We start from the raw sequence: 16,855 nt of genomic DNA on the forward strand, positions 1-16,855 counted from the left end.
TGATCACGACGACGCGAGTGGTGACACCGCGTCGGTACGTTAACGCTTGCGGGCGACGCCCGCGTAGAGCCCGTCCTCGGATTCGGGGCGGGCGTCGGACTCGCGCTCCGGCCGCCACTGCGAGGTGGAGACCAGCCCGGGCTCGACCAGTTCGAAGTCGCCGAAGAACGGGAGCACCTGCTCCCTGGTGCGGGCGACGACCTTGTTCTGCGAGCGGGCCATGGTCGAGGTGAGCGTGTCCTGGTCGGTGAAGTCGTCGGTCATGTGGGTGATGGCGAGGTAGCTCCCCGGGGCGACGGCGTCGCGGTAGGCGGCGAACACCCCGTTCGGGTCATGTTCGTCGAGGATGTAGTGACCGATCGTGACGGCCAGGATCCCGACCGGCTGGTCGAAGTCGAGCAGTTCCCTGGTCGCCGGGTCCTGCAGGACGAGCAACGGTTTGGCGATGTCGGCGTGGACCATCGCGGCGTTGGCGTTGGTCTCCAGCATGAGCTGGCTGTGGGCGACGGCGACGTGCTCGTTGTCGACGTAGACCACCTTCGTGTCCGGGTCGGCGGCCTGGGCGATCTCGTGCACGTTGCCCACGGTCGGGATGCCGGAGCCGAGGTCGAGGAACTGCCGGATGCCCTGGTCGACCAGGAACAACACGGCGCGCCGCAGGAAGGCCCGGTTCATCAGCGCGAACCGCTTGACCGACGGCTGGGCCGCCACCAGTTGCTCGACGATCTCGCGGTCGACGGCGAAGTTGTGGTGACCGCCGAGAACGTAGTCGTACATCCTGGCCGCGCTGGGCTTCTCGAGGTCGACCGAGGTGGGCACCCAGTTGATCTGCTGCGACACGCGTACACCTTCCCGTTTCTCATCCGTGACCGAAACACTACTGATTCCCCGACGACCGTCGGGCGCCGGTTCACCCGGATGTACCAGTGGGCGCAACGCTTTAGAGTGAGGTGTCAGCTGACCGCCGGCAGACCCGACTCGCCCTGTTGTCCGGGGCGCACGCCGGCCAGGGCGCTCACGGCCATCTCCCGCAGCATCGTCGCCATGCCGTCCCGGCCGAGGTGGCGGCTGTGCGGGGTGGAGTTGATCAGTCCGAACACCGCGTGCGCGGCCGCGCGGGCGGTAGGCTCGTCGACCCCGTCGGTGGTGTCCCGGATCGCCTGCACCCAGACCTCGACGTAGCGGCGCTGCAGCGCCCGGACGCGGCGCCGGTCGGGGTCGGTGAGGTTGCCGAGGTTGCGCTCCTGCACGGTGATCAGCGCCGGGTTGTCCAGCGCGAAGTCGACGTGGAACCGGATGAGGGCGCCGAGCACCTCGCCCGGCTCGTGGGCGTCGCGGCGTTCCTGCCCGCCGGCGAGCAGCGTCTCGCTGATGGAGGTCAGCATCTCCCCGAGCATCGCGTCCTTGCTCCGGAAGTGCCGGTACAGGGCGGGCCCTGAGACACCGACCGCCGCGCCGATCTCGTCGATCCCGACCCCGTGGAAGCCGTGCCGGGCGAACAGCTCGGCGGCGGCGGCGAGGATCTGCTCGCGGCGAGTCTGCACCCGTCAAGCCTACCGTTTGGGTTAGCGGCAGTTAACCCAGTTGAGGCAATGTCGCTAAATGCCATGTCTGGCAACGGTTAACGACTAACGAACGGTTCGCGCGGTCACGACCCGCTGGTGATGATGTTGGGCGTCGGGAACCCCTCCACCGGAGGTCATCATGCGCCTCGCTCGTCCACTCGCCGTCACCCTCTTCGCCGCCCTCTCGTTCGTCGGCATAGCCGCGCCGGCATCCGCCGACCCCGCCGCCGCCGGGAAGTACGTCGCCCTCGGCGACTCGTACTCCTCCGGCACCGGCGCCGGGAGCTACGGCGACTCCGGCAGCTGCAAACGCAGTGCCAACGCCTACGCCCAGCTCTGGGCCAACGACCACGCCCCGTCGGCGTTCGCGTTCGTCGCCTGTTCCGGCGCGGTCACCGCGGACGTACTGGCCAACCAGGTCTCCGCGATCACCTCGGACACCGAGCTGGTCACGATCTCCGTCGGTGGCAACGACGCCGGCTTCGCCGACGTGATGACCGACTGCAACCTCGGCTCGGACCAGGCCTGCGTCGACCGCAACGCGCAGGCGCAGAACTTCGCCCGCACCGAGCTGCCCGGCCGGCTGGACTCGGTCTACACCGAGATCACCAACCGCGCACCGAACGCGCGGGTGATCGTGGTCGGCTACCCGCACATCTACCACCTCGACGGTTCGTGCTCGATCGGGCTGTCGGAGACCAAGCGGGCCGCGATCAACGGCTCCTCGGACGTGCTCGCCGACGTCATCTCGGCTCGCGCCGCCGCCTTCGGCTTCACCTTCGTCGACGGCCGCGCCGCGTTCGACGGCCACGAGATCTGCGCCCCCGGCGACAACTGGTGGCTGCACAGCGTCACCTGGCCGATCGACGAGTCCTACCACCCGACCGCCGCCGGTCAGCGCGACGGCTACTACGCCGCGCTGACCGGAGTCACCGGCTGACTCCGAATGCCATGAAGGCTCCCTTCGTCGCGTCGAGTGCGACGAAGGGAGCCTTCATCGCATTGCCCCCCGATCCGCGCGCGGCTAACATCGGGTTCGTAGTTAACGGTCACTAACAACGGAGCCTGATGGACGCGCCCGTCCTGCGCAGCGGGGCCGACCCGAGCGACCCCGCCTTCCAGCGGTACGTCAAGGAGCACACCGCGCTGGTCGACGACCTGCGCGCCCGCTCGGCGACGGCGGCGCGCGGCGGCGGCGAGAAGGCCCGCCAGCGCCACGTCGACCGCGGCAAGCTGCTGCCCCGCGACCGCGTCGAGTCGCTGCTCGACCCCGGCTCGCCATTCCTCGAACTGTCCCCGCTCGCCGCCACCGGCATGTACGACGACGAGGCTCCGGCCGCGGGCATCATCACCGGTGTCGGCCGGGTCAGCGGCCGCGAGTGCGTCGTCGTCGCCAACGACGCCACCGTCAAGGGCGGCACCTACTACCCGATGACGGTCAAGAAGCACCTCCGCGCGCAGGAGGTCGCGCTGCACAACAACCTCCCGTGCGTGTACCTCGTCGACTCCGGCGGCGCGTTCCTGCCCCGCCAGGACGAGGTCTTCCCCGACCGCGAGCACTTCGGCCGGATCTTCTACAACCAGGCCACCATGTCCGCCCGCGGCATCCCGCAGATCGCCGCCGTGCTCGGCTCCTGCACCGCGGGCGGCGCCTACGTGCCGGCGATGAGCGACGAGGCCGTGATCGTGCGGAACCAGGGCACGATCTTCCTCGGCGGCCCGCCACTGGTGAAGGCCGCCACCGGTGAGGTGGTCAGCGCCGAGGACCTCGGCGGCGGCGACGTCCACTCGCGGCGGTCTGGCGTCACCGACCACCTCGCCGAGGACGACGCGCACGCGCTGTCGATCGTCCGCTCGATCGTCGCCACGCTCGGTCCGCGCACGCCCCGGCCGTGGGAGGTCACCCGCACCGAGGAGCCGGTCGTCGACCCCGCCCAGCTGTACGGGGTCGTGCCGACCGACTCGCGGACGCCCTACGACGTGCGCGAGGTGATCGCGCGGGTGGTCGACGGCAGCCGGTTCCGCGAGTTCAAGAAGGAGTACGGGACCACCCTGGTCACCGGGTTCGCCCGGATCCACGGGCACCCGGTCGGGATCGTGGCCAACAACGGCGTGCTGTTCGGCGACTCCGCCGTCAAGGGCGCGCACTTCATCGAGTTGTGCGACCAGCGCTCGGTCCCGCTGGTGTTCCTGCAGAACATCACCGGGTTCATGGTCGGCCGCGACTACGAGGTCGGCGGCATCGCCAAGCACGGCGCCAAGATGGTGACCGCGGTGGCGTGCGCGCGGGTGCCGAAGCTGACCGTGATCGTCGGCGGCTCGTTCGGCGCCGGCAACTACTCGATGTGCGGTCGGGCGTACTCGCCCCGGTTCCTGTGGATGTGGCCGAACGCGCGGATCTCGGTGATGGGCGGCGAGCAGGCGGCGTCGGTGCTCGCCACGGTCCGCCGCGACCAGTTCGAGGCCCGCGGCGAGGACTGGCCGGTCGACGACGAGGAGTCGTTCAAGGACCCGATCCGCGCCCAGTACGAGGACCAGGGCCACCCGTACTACTCGACGGCCCGGCTCTGGGACGACGGCGTGATCGACCCGGCCGACACCCGGCAGGTACTCGGGCTGGCGCTGTCGGCCGCGGCCAACGCGCCCCTGGAACCGGTCCGCTACGGCGTCTTCAGGATGTGACGGATGTTCTCCACTGTTCTGATCGCCAACCGCGGGGAGATCGCGGTCCGGGTGTGCCGCACGCTCGCCGGCCTCGGCGTGCGCTCGGTCGCCGTGTACACCGACGCCGACGCGGGCGCCCGGCACGTGCGGGAGGCCGACGAGGCCGTCCGGGTGGACAGCTACCTGTCGGTCCCCGCGATCCTCGCCGCCGCGCGCGAGACCGGCGCGGAGGCCGTGCACCCCGGCTACGGGTTCCTGGCCGAGAACGCGGACTTCGCCCGCGCCTGCGCCGACGCCGGGCTGGTCTTCGTCGGCCCGCCCGCGGCCGCGATCGAGGCCATGGGCGACAAGATCCGCGCCAAGCGGACCGTCGCCGCGGCCGGCGTGCCCGTGGTGCCTGGCCGGATGCTCGCCGGCATGTCCGACGACGACCTGGTCGCGGCCGCCGAGGAGGTCGGCTACCCCGTCCTGGTCAAGCCGTCCGCCGGCGGCGGCGGCAAGGGCATGCGCCGGGTCGAGCGCGCCGCCGACCTGCCGGCCGCGCTGGAGTCCGCCCGGCGCGAGGCCCGGGGATCGTTCGGCGACGACACCCTGCTGGTCGAGCGGTTCGTGAACGATCCGAGGCACATCGAGATCCAGGTGCTCGCCGACACCCACGGCACGGTCGTGCACCTCGGCGAGCGCGAGTGCAGCCTGCAGCGACGGCACCAGAAGATCATCGAGGAGGCGCCGTCGCCCCTGCTGTCCGATGTGGACCGTGAGCGGATGGGGGCGGCCGCGGTCGAGGCCGCCCGGTCGGTCGGCTACACCGGCGCCGGCACCGTCGAGTTCATCGTGCCCGGCGACCGTCCGGACGAGTTCTTCTTCATGGAGATGAACACCCGCCTGCAGGTCGAGCACCCGGTCACCGAGGAGGTCACCGGCATCGACCTGGTGGCCCAACAGCTCCGCGTCGCCGCCGGGGAACCGCTCCCGTTCGGGCAGTCCGATGTGGACTTCGCCGGGCACGCCGTGGAGGCCAGGGTCTACGCCGAGGACCCGGCGCGGGAGTTCCTGCCGACCGGCGGCACCGTGCTCGGCCTGGTCGAGCCGGCCGGCGACGGCGTGCGGGTGGACTCCGCGCTGCGCACCGGAACCGTCGTCGGCTCGAGCTACGACCCGATGCTGGCCAAGGTGATCGCCTGGGGCCCGGACCGCCCGGCCGCGCTGCGCCGGCTGTCGAACGCGCTCGCCGACACCGCCGTGCTCGGCGTCGGCACCAACGTGGCGTTCCTGCGCGCGTTGCTCGCCGACGACGACGTCCGCGCCGGCCGGCTGGACACCGGCCTGGTGGAGCGCAAGCTCCCCGGCCTCACCGGCGCCGAGGTGCCGGACCTGGTGTTCGTCGCCGCCGCCCTCGACGAACTACTCGCCCTCCAACCCGACGGTGACGTGGTCGACCCGTGGGACGTACCGAACGGCTGGCGGCTCGGCGGCGTCGCCGGCACCCCGTTCCGCCTGGCCTGCGGTGACCGGCGGGTGACCGTGCGGGTCGCCGGCACCCCCGACGCGGCCACGGTGACCGTCGACGACGCCGAGCCGGTGCGCGCCGCCGCCCGCCGGGACGGCAACCGCCTGCGGGTCACCGCCGCCGGCCGCACCACGTCGTTCCGCCGCGCCCAGGACGGCGACACCCTCTGGCTCGCCGCCGGCGGGCACACCTGGGCCGTCGACGAGTTCTCGCTGCTGTCCGGGGAGTCCGCGACCGCCGCGGCGGGCGGACCGGTCACCAGCCCGATGCCCGGCACCGTGCTGGTGGTGAAGGCCGCGGTCGGCGAGGCCGTCGCGGCCGGCGCGCCGCTGGTGGTGGTCGAGGCGATGAAGATGGAGCACACCGTGACCGCACCGGTCGACGGCGTGCTCACCGAGCTGCACGTCCAGGCGGGCCAACAGGTCGCGCTGAACCAACCCCTTGCCGTGGTGACCCCACCGGAGGAGTAGGCATGATCGACTTTCGGCTGAGCGACGAGCACGAGACGTTGCGCAAGACGGTCGAGGAGTTCGCCCGCGAGGAGGTCGCGCCGGTCATCGGCGACTTCTACGAGCGCGAGGAGTTCCCCTACGACCTGGTCGCCAAGATGGGCCGGATGGGCTTGTTCGGCCTGCCGTTCCCGGAGACCTACGGCGGCATGGACGGCGACTTCACCGCCCTGTGCCTGACCCTGGAGGAGCTGGCCAGGGTCGACTCGTCGGTCGCGATCACCCTCGAGGCGGGCGTGTCCCTCGGGGCGATGCCGGTGTTCCGGTTCGGCACCGAGGAGCAGAAGCGGCGGTGGCTGCCCGCCCTGTGCTCCGGCGAGATGCTCGGCGGCTTCGGCCTGACCGAGCCCGGCGGCGGCTCGGACGCCGGCGGCACCCTCACCACCGCTCGCCTGGACGGGGACGAGTGGGTGATCAACGGCACCAAGTCGTTCATCACCAACTCCGGCACCGACATCACCGGCCTGGTCACGGTCACCGCGGTGACCGGTACGAAACCCGACGGCCGCAAGGAGATCTCCGCGATCATCGTGCCCGCCGGCACGCCAGGGTTCACCGTGTCGAAGAAGTACTCGAAGGTCGGCTGGAACGCCTCCGACACCCGCGAGCTGTCCTTCGCCGACTGCCGGGTGCCGGCGGCGAACCTGCTCGGCGAGCGCGGCCGCGGCTACGCCCAGTTCCTGTCCATCCTCGACGAGGGACGGATCGCGATCGCGGCGCTGTCGGTCGGCCTCGCCCAGGGCTGTGTCGACGAGAGCCTCCGGTACGTCGGCGAGCGCGAGGCGTTCGGCCACAAGATCGGGGAGTACCAGGCGATCCAGTTCAAGATCGCCGACATGGAGGCCCGCGCGCACACCGCCCGCCTGGCGTACTACGCCGCGCTCGCGAAGATGGAACGCGGCGAGCCGTTCAAGAAGGAGGCCGCGATCGCCAAGCTGGTGTCGTCCAACGCGGCGATGGACAACTCCCGCGACGCGACCCAGATCTTCGGCGGCTACGGGTTCATGAACGAGTTCCCGGTCGGCCGGTTCTACCGCGACGCGAAGATCCTCGAGATCGGCGAGGGCACCAGCGAGGTGCAGCGCATGCTCATCGCGCGGGAACTGGGGCTGCGGTAGCCGGCACGGGTAAGGCGGCCTGCCGGATCGCGCCGACCACCCAGACCATTGTGAACGCGATGACCGTCGGGTTCTTCACGAACAGCAGCACGGCGAGGTAGGTCTGCTGGGCGGACTCGGGCAGCAGCCCGCCAACGACCTGCTCGGCGAACACGCCGAAGAACCCGAACGCGGCCACCAGGAACGCGCTCTGGCAGACGAGGCCGCGCCAGTGCGTGTCGACGAACGCCCTGGCCCGGTTCCAGTCCGGCCGGGCGCCGGCGAACGCGATCCGCCACACGAGCACGACCAGCAACACCCGCACGCCCATCACGACCACTTCGGACGTCGTGTTGAGCCAACCCGGCAGCAACTGCCCATCCGACCCGACGACGACCAGCCGCTGGACGGACGGGATCAGCGACAGCCCGCCGACCAGCGGCAGGTGTCTGAGGTAGAACCGCCAACTCCAGCGCGGCGCCGCCGCCGCCAACCGCAACTCGTCCCGCCACTTCAGTCCCATGTCACCCTCCTCGTTTTACTTCACCATACTAAACTATCCAGTGGGCTAAAGTGATGGCATGGATCCGGGAGCCGAGTTGGGCCGCGAGCTGAGCACCGCGGTGGTGATGTTCCACGAGGCCGTCGGCGCGCACCTCGGCGTGACCGCCGGTGACCAGCGCGCCCTTGGTGTCCTGGCCCGTCACGGCGCCATGTCGGCGGGTGCCCTGGCCAAGGAGGTCGGCCTCACGCCCGGCGCCGTCACCGGCATGGTCGACCGCCTGACCAGGGCGGGCCTGGTGCGCCGCGACGTCGACCCCGCCGACCGCCGCCGCGTCCTGCTCACCGTCGCCGACGGCGCCGGCGCCTCCGCCGAGATCTTCGGCTCCCTGGCCACCGAGATGACCGCGATGATCAGCCGCTACACCACGGAGGAACGAGAGGTGATCGCCGACTACCTCACCCGCACGGTCGAGATCCTGCGCGACCAGACCAGACGGATCAGCGCCCGTCAGCGATGAACCCCGGGCGGGCATGGGTTTGCACTGGCAACTGTGAAGCCGCCACCTTGGCCGGTGTCGTCTTAGGATTGCTTCCTCTGCCCTGCGGTCGTTCGGAGGCCCTCATGCGCCTGGCGCGTCGCTTGCTGCTGTTCACGGGCGCGGTCGCGCCGCTGGTCGCGACCCTGGTCGCGGCTCCGGCGACCGCCGCCCCAGCCGGGGACGACCGGCCGACACCGCCGCCCTGGCTGACCGTCGAGGACGGGGTCAGCGCGCCCGGGTTCGACGTCGCCGACGCGATCGAGGAGACCGTCTTCGTCCAGACCCAGGTCGACAGCGACGCCGACGGTGTCCGCGACCGGGTCCGGATCCAGCTCTCCCGCCCCGGCGAGACCGAGTCCGACGGGATCAGGGTCCCGGTGGTCTTCGAGCACAGCCCGTACCGCTACAACGGCGGCTCCGCGGCCAACCACAACGTCGACTTCGCCCGGCTCCCGCAGGAGAACCTCCGCCCGCGGCACGCCCTCGCGGCCGCCGAGACCCGCGGCCCGCGGCCCTTCCCGAACCTCCCCGGCTCGCTCGACGAGACCTGGGTCCCCCGCGGCTACGCGGTCGTGCTCGGCGAGAGCATCGGCACCGGGTTCTCCGACGGCTGCCCGACCGTCGGCGGCATGGAGGAGACCCTCGGCACCAAGGCCGTGATCGACTGGCTGAACGGCCGCGCGGCCGCCTGGAACGAGGCAGGCGAACCGGTCACCGCCGACTGGTCCACCGGCGACGTCGGCATGCTCGGCGTCTCCTACAACGGCACCCTGCCCAACCAGGTCGCCACCACCGGCGTCGAGGGCCTGCGCACGATCGTCCCGGTCTCCGCGATCTCCAGCTGGTACGACTACTACCGCGCCAACGGCCTGGTCCGCGCGCCGCACTCGAACCGTTCCGGCCGGGGGCAGAACGCCTTCCAGGGCGAGGACCTCGACATCCTGGCGTTCTTCATCGAGGGCCCGCGCCGCGAGGAGTGCCGGTTCGTCACCGACCCCATGCTGCAGTACTCCGACCGCACCACCGGCGACTACAACGCCTACTGGCACGAGCGCGACTACCTGCACCGCGCGAAGGGCGTCGAGGCCAGCGTGTTCGTCGTGCACGGGCTCGAGGACTACAACGTGATGCCCAAGGCCGCCGTGTCCTGGTGGGAGCGGCTGGAACGGTACGACGTGCCGCGCAAGATCTGGCTGCACGGCGGCGGCCACGGCGGCCCGGGCTCCGCCAACGACTTCCCGCGCACCCTGCACCGCTGGATGGACCACTGGCTGTTCGGCATCGACAACGGGATCATGGACGAGCCCCGCGCCGACGTGCAGCGCCCCGACGGCGGCTACGAGCAGTACGCCGACTGGCCGGTCCCCGGCGCCCGCGACACCCGCCTGCACCTCGCCGCGCCCAACGCCACCGAGCCGGGCACGCTGTCCACCCGCAAGACACCCGGCCCGCGCCCGCGCCAGTCGTTCACCGACGCGGGCCGCGAGCTGGACACCGACGTGGACCTGCTGCCCAACCCCGACCAGGCCAACCAGAACCGCCTCGTCTACACCTCCGATCCGCTGCGCGAGCCGGCGCACCTGAGCGGCACCCCGTCGGTGTCGCTGCGCGCCTCGGTCGACAACCGGTACGCGGCCAACCTCACCGCGGTCGTCGTCGACTACGGCCCGCCCGGATCCACCGCCGAGCCGGTGATGGTCACCCGCGGCTGGACCGACGTGCAGAACCGCCACTCGATCGAGCGCAGCACGCCGATCCAGCAGGGGCGCGAGTACACCTTCCGCTGGGACCTCGAACCGGACGACTACGTGTTCCAGGCCGGCCACCGGATCGGCCTGGTGATCGTGTCCACCGACATGCACTACACGCTGCGCCCGCTGCCCGGCACCGAGCTGACCGTGTTCCCGCACCGCAGCACCGTCACCCTGCCGATCGTCGGCGGGCTGCGCTAGACCGTGGCGAACCAGAGGTCGTTGCCGGAGAAGGCGTCCGGGTCGAGATCCCGGTCGCCGAACACGCCGTGCAGCACGGGGCGGGCGCACCGGAACACCGGGTCGTCCATGGTCGGCGCCGCGAGCACGGCGATGTCCGGGGCGTGCGCGGCGACCGACTCGGTGGCGACGAGCAGCGGCCACGCCGCGGACACCATCGCGATCCGGACCTCCTGGTCGACCAGGCAGTACCAGTGCGCATCCGCGTCCACGCGCGCGCCCACCGCGCGGGCGAGCACGTTCGCCACCATCGAGGCGGGTCGCGCTGCCCATGGCCGCCGCTCTTCCCGCATCCGTCGCAGTACCGGGGTCACGTCGATCACGGGGACCAACTACACCACCGCCGGCGGCCGCGACGCCAGCTGACCCGAGGAGTGCCGATGGGCCGACGTCTCGTCCTGTTCCTGTCCCTGCTCGGCATCCTCGCGTCGGGCGTCGCCGTCCCGGCGGCCGCCGACACCCGCCGCACGCCGGCCGAGTGCGTCGCTGCGCTGGACTGCACGGCCGAGGACATCAACCTGCTGACGATGGCCGAGCGGCTGGAACTCGTCCGCGGCCTGCAGTCCGGGCCGGGCGCGCTGCTCGGCGTCGACGACCGGTGGCGCAACATCGAGGGCGTCATCACGTTCTTCCGGGACAAGGGGCTCGGCACCCCGGGCACCTGGGTGTCCTACGTGGACGCCGGGATCGTGGAGGGGATCGAGCGCGGGCTCGCGATCGCGCTCGGCCGGTCCACCGACGACTTCGGCAACCCGGGGTCGGTGCTGTGGGCGGACTACATCACCGGGGTCGCGGACGGTTCGTTCGCCACCCGGGGCGCGCACGACCGGGCGTGGAGCCTGGCCGAGCAGGCCTCCACCGAGCACGGCGTCGTCCTCGCCGAGCGGCACGGGCAGTACGCGACGCCGGCGGAGGAGCGGTTCTACCAGTTCTCCGAGACCTACCGCTGGGCGCTGCGCAACCGGCCGTTCGCGCTGGACCTGCTCGCGATGTACGGGTGGCTGATCCACCCGGACCTCGCCCGCGCCCGCGTGCCGTTCTACGACTGGTTCACCGACGTCCGGGAGTCCGCGCCCTCGTACAAGGGCTGCGAGATGGCGTACGGGTTCGCGCGGCTGCACCCGATCGCGGGGGTGATCGGCGCGGCCGGGCTGTTCCTCGCCTACGTCACCGAGCTGTTCGACGAGTACCGCTCCCGCTGAGTTTTCATTAGCGGTGCGAACCAGTCGGGGTTAGCATCGGAGTGTGAGCCGCTCACCTGCACGGATCGCCCACGACCAGGCACTGAGCGCGCTGCGGGCCAAGCTCGCGGCGCTGCCCGACGGCAGCCCCGTCCGGCTCGCCAAGCCGACCTCGAACCTGTTCCGCTTCCGCGAGCCGCCGCCGGCCGGCGCGCTCGACGTCAGCGCGTTCGCCGGCGTCCTGCACGTCGACCCGGTGGCCCGGACCGCCGAGGTCGGCGGCATGACCACCTACGAGGACCTGGTCGACGCCACCCTGCCGCACGGGCTGATGCCGACGGTGGTGCCGCAGCTCAAGACCATCACCCTCGGCGGCGCGGTCGCCGGGCTCGGCATCGAGTCGACCTCGTTCCGGGCCGGGATGCCGCACGAGGCCGTGCTGGAGCTGGAGATCCTCACTCCGGCCGGCGAGGTCGTGGTCGCGCGGCCGGACAACGAGCACCGCGACCTGTACTTCGGCTTCCCCAACTCCTACGGCACCCTGGGCTACGCGCTGCGGCTGCTGATCGAGCTGGCGCCGGTCAGGCCGTACGTCGCGCTCCGGCACGTCGGGTACGGCTCGGCGGCGGCGTGTGCGGCCGCCATCCAGGACGTGGACGCGTCGGTCGACTTCGTGGACGGCACCGTGTTCGCGCGCGACGAGCAGTACCTGACGCTCGGCACCTTCACCGACGAGGCACCGTGGGTGTCCGACTACACGGGCGGGCGAATTTATTACCACTCGGTCCGGGATCGCGCCGAGGACTACCTCACCGTCCGCGACTACCTCTGGCGCTGGGACACCGACTGGTTCTGGTGCTCCAAGGCGCTCGGCGCGCAGCACCCGCTGGTCCGCCGGCTGTGGCCGCGCCGGTACCTCCGCTCGGACGTGTACCGCCGGATCGTCGCGCTGGACCGCCGGTACGGGTTGTCCGCGCGGGTCGACCGGCTGCTCGGCAACCCCGAGCGCGAGCCGGTGATCCAGGACATCGAGGTCCCGGTGGAGCGGCTGGCCGAGTTCCTGGAGTTCTTCGACACCGAGATCGGCATCCGCCCGGTCTGGCTGTGCCCGGTGAGGCTGCGCGAGCCGACCGGGTGGCCGCTGTACCCGATGCCGCCTCACCGCCTGTTCGTGAACGTCGGCTTCTGGGCGACGGTGCCGCTGCGTCCCGGTCAGCGGCCGGGCCACCACAACCGGCTGATCGAGGCGAAGGTCACCGAGCTGGGCGGGCACAAGTCGCTGTACTCGGACTCCTACTTCGACGAGGACGAGTTCTGGCGGCTCTACGACGGGGAGACCTACCGGAAGCTGAAGGGCACCTACGACCTGGACGGCCGGCTCCCGGACCTGTACGCGAAGTGCGTGGGAAACCGTTAGGGGGAAGGAGCGAGTCATGCGGCTGGCGGAGATCTTCGAGCGGGCGATCGGGCGGGACGCGCCGCTGTCGTTCACCGCGTTCGACGGGAGCCGGGCCGGCGACGCCGACGCCCCGGCGCGGGTGGTGGTGCGCTCGCCGCTGGCCATGTCGCACCTGGCGTCCGCGCCCGGCGAGCTCGGCCTGGCCAGGGCGTACGTGAGCGGCAGCCTGGACATCGACGGCGACATGTACACCGCGCTGGCGAGCATGTCGGCGGCGACGCTGGAGGGGATCCCGGTGAAGCTGCGGCTGGAGATGGCCGCGCGGCTGGGTGCCTACCGCCTCTGGTGGCCGACCAGCCCGCCCGCGGTGGAGTCCCGGCTGCACGGCAGACGTCACTCCAAGGCGCGGGACCAGGAGGCGATCACCCACCACTACGACGTGTCGAACCGGTTCTACCAGTGGGTCCTCGGCCCGTCGATGACCTACACGTGCGCGGTCTACCCGGAGGCGGAGGCGTCCCTGGAGGAGGCGCAGTGGACCAAGCACGACCTGGTCGCGCGCAAGCTCGGCCTGCGCGAGGGCATGCGGCTGCTCGACGTGGGCTGCGGCTGGGGCGGGATGGTGATGCACGCGGCCAGGCACTACGGCGTGCGGGCGCTGGGCGTGACGCTGTCGCGCAAGCAGGCGGAGTGGGGCCAGAAGGCGATCGCCGAGGCCGGGCTGACCGAGCTGGCCGAGGTCCGGCACCTGGACTACCGCGACGTCGCCGAGACCGGCTTCGACGCGGTCAGCTCGATCGGCCTCACCGAGCACATCGGCAAGGCCCAACTGGCCGAGTACTTCCGTTCCCTGCACGCCTTGCTCCGCCCGGGCGGACGCCTGCTGAACCACTGCATCACCCGCCCCGACAACTCCCAGCCGTCCAAGGTCGGGGGTTTCCTCAACCGCTACGTCTTCCCGGACGGCGAGCTGGAGAGCCCGGGCCACCTGGTGTCGGCCATGCACGACAACGGCTTCGAGGTCCGCCACGAGGAGAACCTGCGCGAGCACTACGCCAGCACCCTCCAGGCCTGGTGCGCGAACCTCGACACCCACTGGGACGAGGCCGTCCGCGAGGTCGGCACCGCCCGCGCCCGCGTCTGGCGCCTGTACATGGCCGGCTCCCGCCTCGGCTTCGAACGCAACACCGTCCAGCTCCACCAGATCCTCGGCGTCCGCCTTTACGGCACCACGTCCGGCATGCCGCTGCGCCCCACCTGGTGACCTCGCGAGTCGTACGTTCCCGTCGCGCGAGTCGTACGTTCCCGTCGCGCGAGTCGTACGTTCCCGTCGCGCGAGTCGTACGTTCCCGTCGCACGAGTCGTACGCTCCCGGAAGGTACGACTCGCCGGACGGGAAGGTACGACTCGCCGGACGGGAAGGTACGACTCGCCGGACGGGAAGGTACGACTCGCGAGTCAGGGCTTGCGGCCTACTCCGGCGTAGACCAGCGACGCCTCCGGGTGCTCGCCGACGTCGTTCGGCGACTCCGGGCGCCACTGCGGGGTCCACACCAGGCCCGGCTCCACCAGCTCGGTACCGGTGAAGAACGCGGCGACCTCGTCCGGGGTGCGCCGCACGCCGGGGTTCGCGCTGCGCCGGTACAGCTCGTCGATCTCGGCCGCCCGGTCCGCCACCGGCAGCTCGACCCCGTGCGAGAGCACGAGCAGGCTCCCCGGGGCCATCGCCTCCACGTAGCGGGTGACCGCGGCGTGCGGCTGCGCCGAGTCGGGGATGAAGTGCAGCACGGCCACCATCAGCACGGCCACCGGCGCCGCGAAGTCGATCAGCCGCCCGGCCGCCGGCGACTCGAGCACCGCCGCCGGGTCGGTCAGGTCGGCGCGGATCGCCTCGGCGCGGTCGTTGTCGTGCAGGATCAGCTCGCTGTGGGTCACCGCGACGGCCTCGCTGTCGACGTAGAGCACCCGGCACTCCGGCGCGAGCTCCTGCGCGATCTCGTGCACGTTCCCCGCGGTCGGGATGCCGGATCCGACGTCGACGAACTGCCGGATCCCTGCCCCGACGCAGTACCGCACCGCGCGGTGCAGGAACGCCCGGTTCAGCCGGGCGGCGGCCCTGGCCTCCGGCATGACCTCGAGCAGCTTGTTCGCGAACTCGCGGTCCTGCTCGAAGTTGGCCGCGCCGCCGAGGAGGTAGTCGTAGACCCGGGCCGCGTTCGGCCGGTCGAGGTCGATGGACTCCGGTGCCCAGTCGGGCCGATCCGCAGACGCCATGCACGCATCGTAATCACCGGCCGGGTGATCCGACCCTCGATCGAGACACCGATCGGTTCGGCGCAGGATGACCCCATGACCTGGTTCTCCGACGCGACCGGCAACGTGCTCGACAACGTGCTCGACAAGGCCCTGCGCGGTGGCGTCGCCGACCTCCGCCCGATGCCGAGGACCCTGATCGACAAGGGCCCCAACCGCTCGGTGTACCGGTTCGTGCCGCCCGGCGACGGCGAGCCGGTCCTCCTGGTTCCGCCGCTCGCGGCCCCGTCCCTGTGCTTCGACCTGCGCCGCGGCTGCAGCGTCGCCGAGCACCTGGTCGAGCAGGGCAGGCGGGTGTACCTGGTCGACTACGGCACGGTCCGCTTCGGCGACCGGAGGCTGGGTCTGGAGCACTGGATCGACGAGGTCCTGCCGAGGGCGATCCGCGCCGCCAGCACGGACGCCGGCGGCCGGCCGGTGCACGTCGTGGCCTGGTGCCTTGGCGGCATCCTGTCCCTGCTCACCCACGCCGACCAGCCGGAGCTCCCGGTGGCGTCGATCGCGACGGTGGCCGCCCCGATCGACATGACCGCGATCCCGCTCATCGCCCCGATCAAGCCGCTCGTCGACGTCACCAACGGCTGGATCCTCACCCCGGTCTACCGCGCGCTCGGCAGCGCCCCGAGGGCACTGGTGAAGCGGGTGTTCCAGCTGTCCGCCCTGGACAAGGTGGTGACCAAGCCGTACGCCGTGCTGTCCCACCTGCACGACCGGGACTTCCTCGCGCAGCTGGAGGCGGTGGACCGCTTCACCGACAACATGGCCGCGTACCCCGGGAGGACGTTCGGCCAGATGTACCACCGGTTCTTCCGCGCCAACGACCTCTCCGACGGCGAGGTCGACTTCGGTGGCCGGCGGATCTCACTGCGCGAGGTGACGGCGCCGGTCCTGGTGGTGGCCGGCACCGGCGACTCCATCGCGCCCCAGCGCGCCGTGCGCCGGCTCGTCGACGTGCTGTCCGGCGCCGGAGAGGTCCGGTTCGAGACCGCGCCTGGCGGTCACCTCGGCGTGCTGGCCGGCCGCGGCGCGCGCACGACCACCTGGCGGTACGTCGACGAGTTCCTCGCCACCCACGCCGGCTGACCGCGCCCACGACATGGTTCATCGGTCTGTTACGTTCTGGATTTTCCCAGTCGCATTGGGTCATGCGTCCCTTGGAGCCGTTACCGATCTGGTCGAGGCTGTATAGGAGGCACACAGAGGGTCGGGGGTGTCGACTGTGATCACCGGGGCGCAGCGGCGGCCGCACCGTGTGCGTGATCAGTTGAGGAGAGTTGCCATGGGCAGCCTGCACCGGTTGAACGCCAGACCGACTTCGAACAACGGTGTCGGGAGCGACGAGCGGTTAGCCGGCTCCCCGCTGTTATCGATCGTGGTACCGGCGAAGGACGAGGCGGAGAACCTGCCGGCGCTGACCGGCCGGATCCGCCAGGCGCTGGCCGGTGTCGTCGACTACGAGCTGGTGATCGTCGACGACCAGTCGACCGACCGCACCGCGGCGGGGGGGGGGGGGGGCCGGCCCCCCCCCCCCCCCCGGGGGGGGGGGGGGCCCCCCCCCCCCGGGGGGGCCCGCGGCGGCAGCG

16 protein-coding genes are annotated in these 16,855 nt (G+C 71.5%); 11 read left to right on the forward strand and 5 right to left on the reverse strand.

The features are described from left to right. Positions 1-39: 39 nt before the first annotated feature. Positions 40-840, reverse strand: coding sequence for an SAM-dependent methyltransferase (locus tag JT362_RS24885; protein WP_260194120.1), 801 nt, complete (start codon positions 838-840; stop codon positions 40-42). A 113-nt stretch (positions 841-953) separates the two neighbouring features. Then, a complete protein-coding gene (locus JT362_RS24890; RefSeq protein WP_260194121.1) occupies positions 954-1,544 on the reverse strand; it encodes an SACE_7040 family transcriptional regulator in 591 nt (196 codons plus the stop codon). A 160-nt stretch (positions 1,545-1,704) separates the two neighbouring features. Here JT362_RS24890 and JT362_RS24895 point away from each other — a divergent pair, with 160 nt between their 5' ends. The 4 genes from JT362_RS24895 (at position 1,705) to JT362_RS24910 (ending at position 7,366) form a co-directional block, all read left to right on the forward strand. Next, entirely contained in the window at positions 1,705-2,505 is an 801-nt protein-coding gene (locus JT362_RS24895) for an SGNH/GDSL hydrolase family protein (RefSeq protein ID WP_260194122.1), read from the forward strand. 128 nt (positions 2,506-2,633) lie between these two features. Then, entirely contained in the window at positions 2,634-4,247 is a 1,614-nt protein-coding gene (locus JT362_RS24900; RefSeq protein ID WP_260194124.1) for a carboxyl transferase domain-containing protein, read from the forward strand. Positions 4,248-4,250: 3 nt separating this feature from the next. Beyond that, complete coding sequence (locus JT362_RS24905; protein WP_260194125.1) at positions 4,251-6,209, forward strand: acetyl-CoA carboxylase biotin carboxylase subunit; 1,959 nt, start codon at positions 4,251-4,253, stop codon at positions 6,207-6,209. 2 nt (positions 6,210-6,211) lie between these two features. After that, entirely contained in the window at positions 6,212-7,366 is a 1,155-nt protein-coding gene (locus JT362_RS24910) for an acyl-CoA dehydrogenase family protein (protein WP_260194126.1), read from the forward strand. Here JT362_RS24910 and JT362_RS24915 read toward each other — a convergent pair. Continuing rightward, positions 7,338-7,868 (reverse strand): hypothetical protein, encoded by a 531-nt coding sequence (locus tag JT362_RS24915; RefSeq protein WP_260194127.1) that lies wholly within the window; start codon positions 7,866-7,868, stop codon positions 7,338-7,340. The genes JT362_RS24910 and JT362_RS24915 overlap by 29 nt on opposite strands. Positions 7,869-7,926: 58 nt before the next feature. Here JT362_RS24915 and JT362_RS24920 point away from each other — a divergent pair, with 58 nt between their 5' ends. Both JT362_RS24920 and JT362_RS24925 read left to right on the forward strand, forming a co-directional pair. Further along, positions 7,927-8,367, forward strand: coding sequence for a MarR family winged helix-turn-helix transcriptional regulator (locus JT362_RS24920; protein WP_260194128.1), 441 nt, complete (start codon positions 7,927-7,929; stop codon positions 8,365-8,367). Positions 8,368-8,471: 104 nt separating this feature from the next. After that, a complete protein-coding gene (locus JT362_RS24925; RefSeq protein WP_260194129.1) occupies positions 8,472-10,340 on the forward strand; it encodes a Xaa-Pro dipeptidyl-peptidase in 1,869 nt (622 codons plus the stop codon). Here JT362_RS24925 and JT362_RS24930 read toward each other — a convergent pair. Next, positions 10,337-10,702, reverse strand: coding sequence for a hypothetical protein (locus tag JT362_RS24930; RefSeq protein ID WP_260194130.1), 366 nt, complete (start codon positions 10,700-10,702; stop codon positions 10,337-10,339). The genes JT362_RS24925 and JT362_RS24930 overlap by 4 nt on opposite strands. Positions 10,703-10,759: 57 nt before the next feature. Between JT362_RS24930 and JT362_RS24935 the strand changes: the two genes are divergently transcribed. From JT362_RS24935 to JT362_RS24945, 3 genes are read left to right on the forward strand one after another with little or no spacing between them, the layout of a single operon-like run. Next, a complete protein-coding gene (locus JT362_RS24935) occupies positions 10,760-11,581 on the forward strand; it encodes a hypothetical protein (RefSeq protein ID WP_260194131.1) in 822 nt (273 codons plus the stop codon). Positions 11,582-11,624: 43 nt separating this feature from the next. Then, positions 11,625-12,977, forward strand: a complete 1,353-nt coding sequence (locus tag JT362_RS24940) for an FAD-binding oxidoreductase (RefSeq protein ID WP_260194132.1) — start codon at positions 11,625-11,627, stop codon at positions 12,975-12,977. Between the two features lie 16 nt (positions 12,978-12,993). Then, positions 12,994-14,223 carry an SAM-dependent methyltransferase gene (locus JT362_RS24945; protein WP_260194133.1) on the forward strand — a complete coding sequence of 410 codons (1,230 nt, stop codon included), beginning with the start codon at positions 12,994-12,996 and terminating at the stop codon, positions 14,221-14,223. 194 nt (positions 14,224-14,417) lie between these two features. On the opposite strand, the gene JT362_RS24950 is transcribed toward JT362_RS24945, so the two are convergent. Beyond that, positions 14,418-15,233: an SAM-dependent methyltransferase gene (locus JT362_RS24950; RefSeq protein ID WP_260194134.1), complete on the reverse strand. Its 816-nt coding sequence runs from the start codon at positions 15,231-15,233 to the stop codon at positions 14,418-14,420. Between the two features lie 75 nt (positions 15,234-15,308). On the opposite strand from JT362_RS24950, the gene JT362_RS24955 reads away from it, so the two are divergent. After that, positions 15,309-16,355: an alpha/beta fold hydrolase gene (locus tag JT362_RS24955; protein ID WP_260194135.1), complete on the forward strand. Its 1,047-nt coding sequence runs from the start codon at positions 15,309-15,311 to the stop codon at positions 16,353-16,355. A gap of 196 nt (positions 16,356-16,551) precedes the next feature. After that, on the forward strand, positions 16,552-16,855 hold a 304-nt coding region (locus JT362_RS35665), incomplete at its 3' end, for a glycosyltransferase (RefSeq protein WP_375546553.1).

Source organism: Actinophytocola gossypii, from assembly GCF_025165815.1.
GTDB lineage: Bacteria > Actinomycetota > Actinomycetes > Mycobacteriales > Pseudonocardiaceae > Actinophytocola > Actinophytocola gossypii.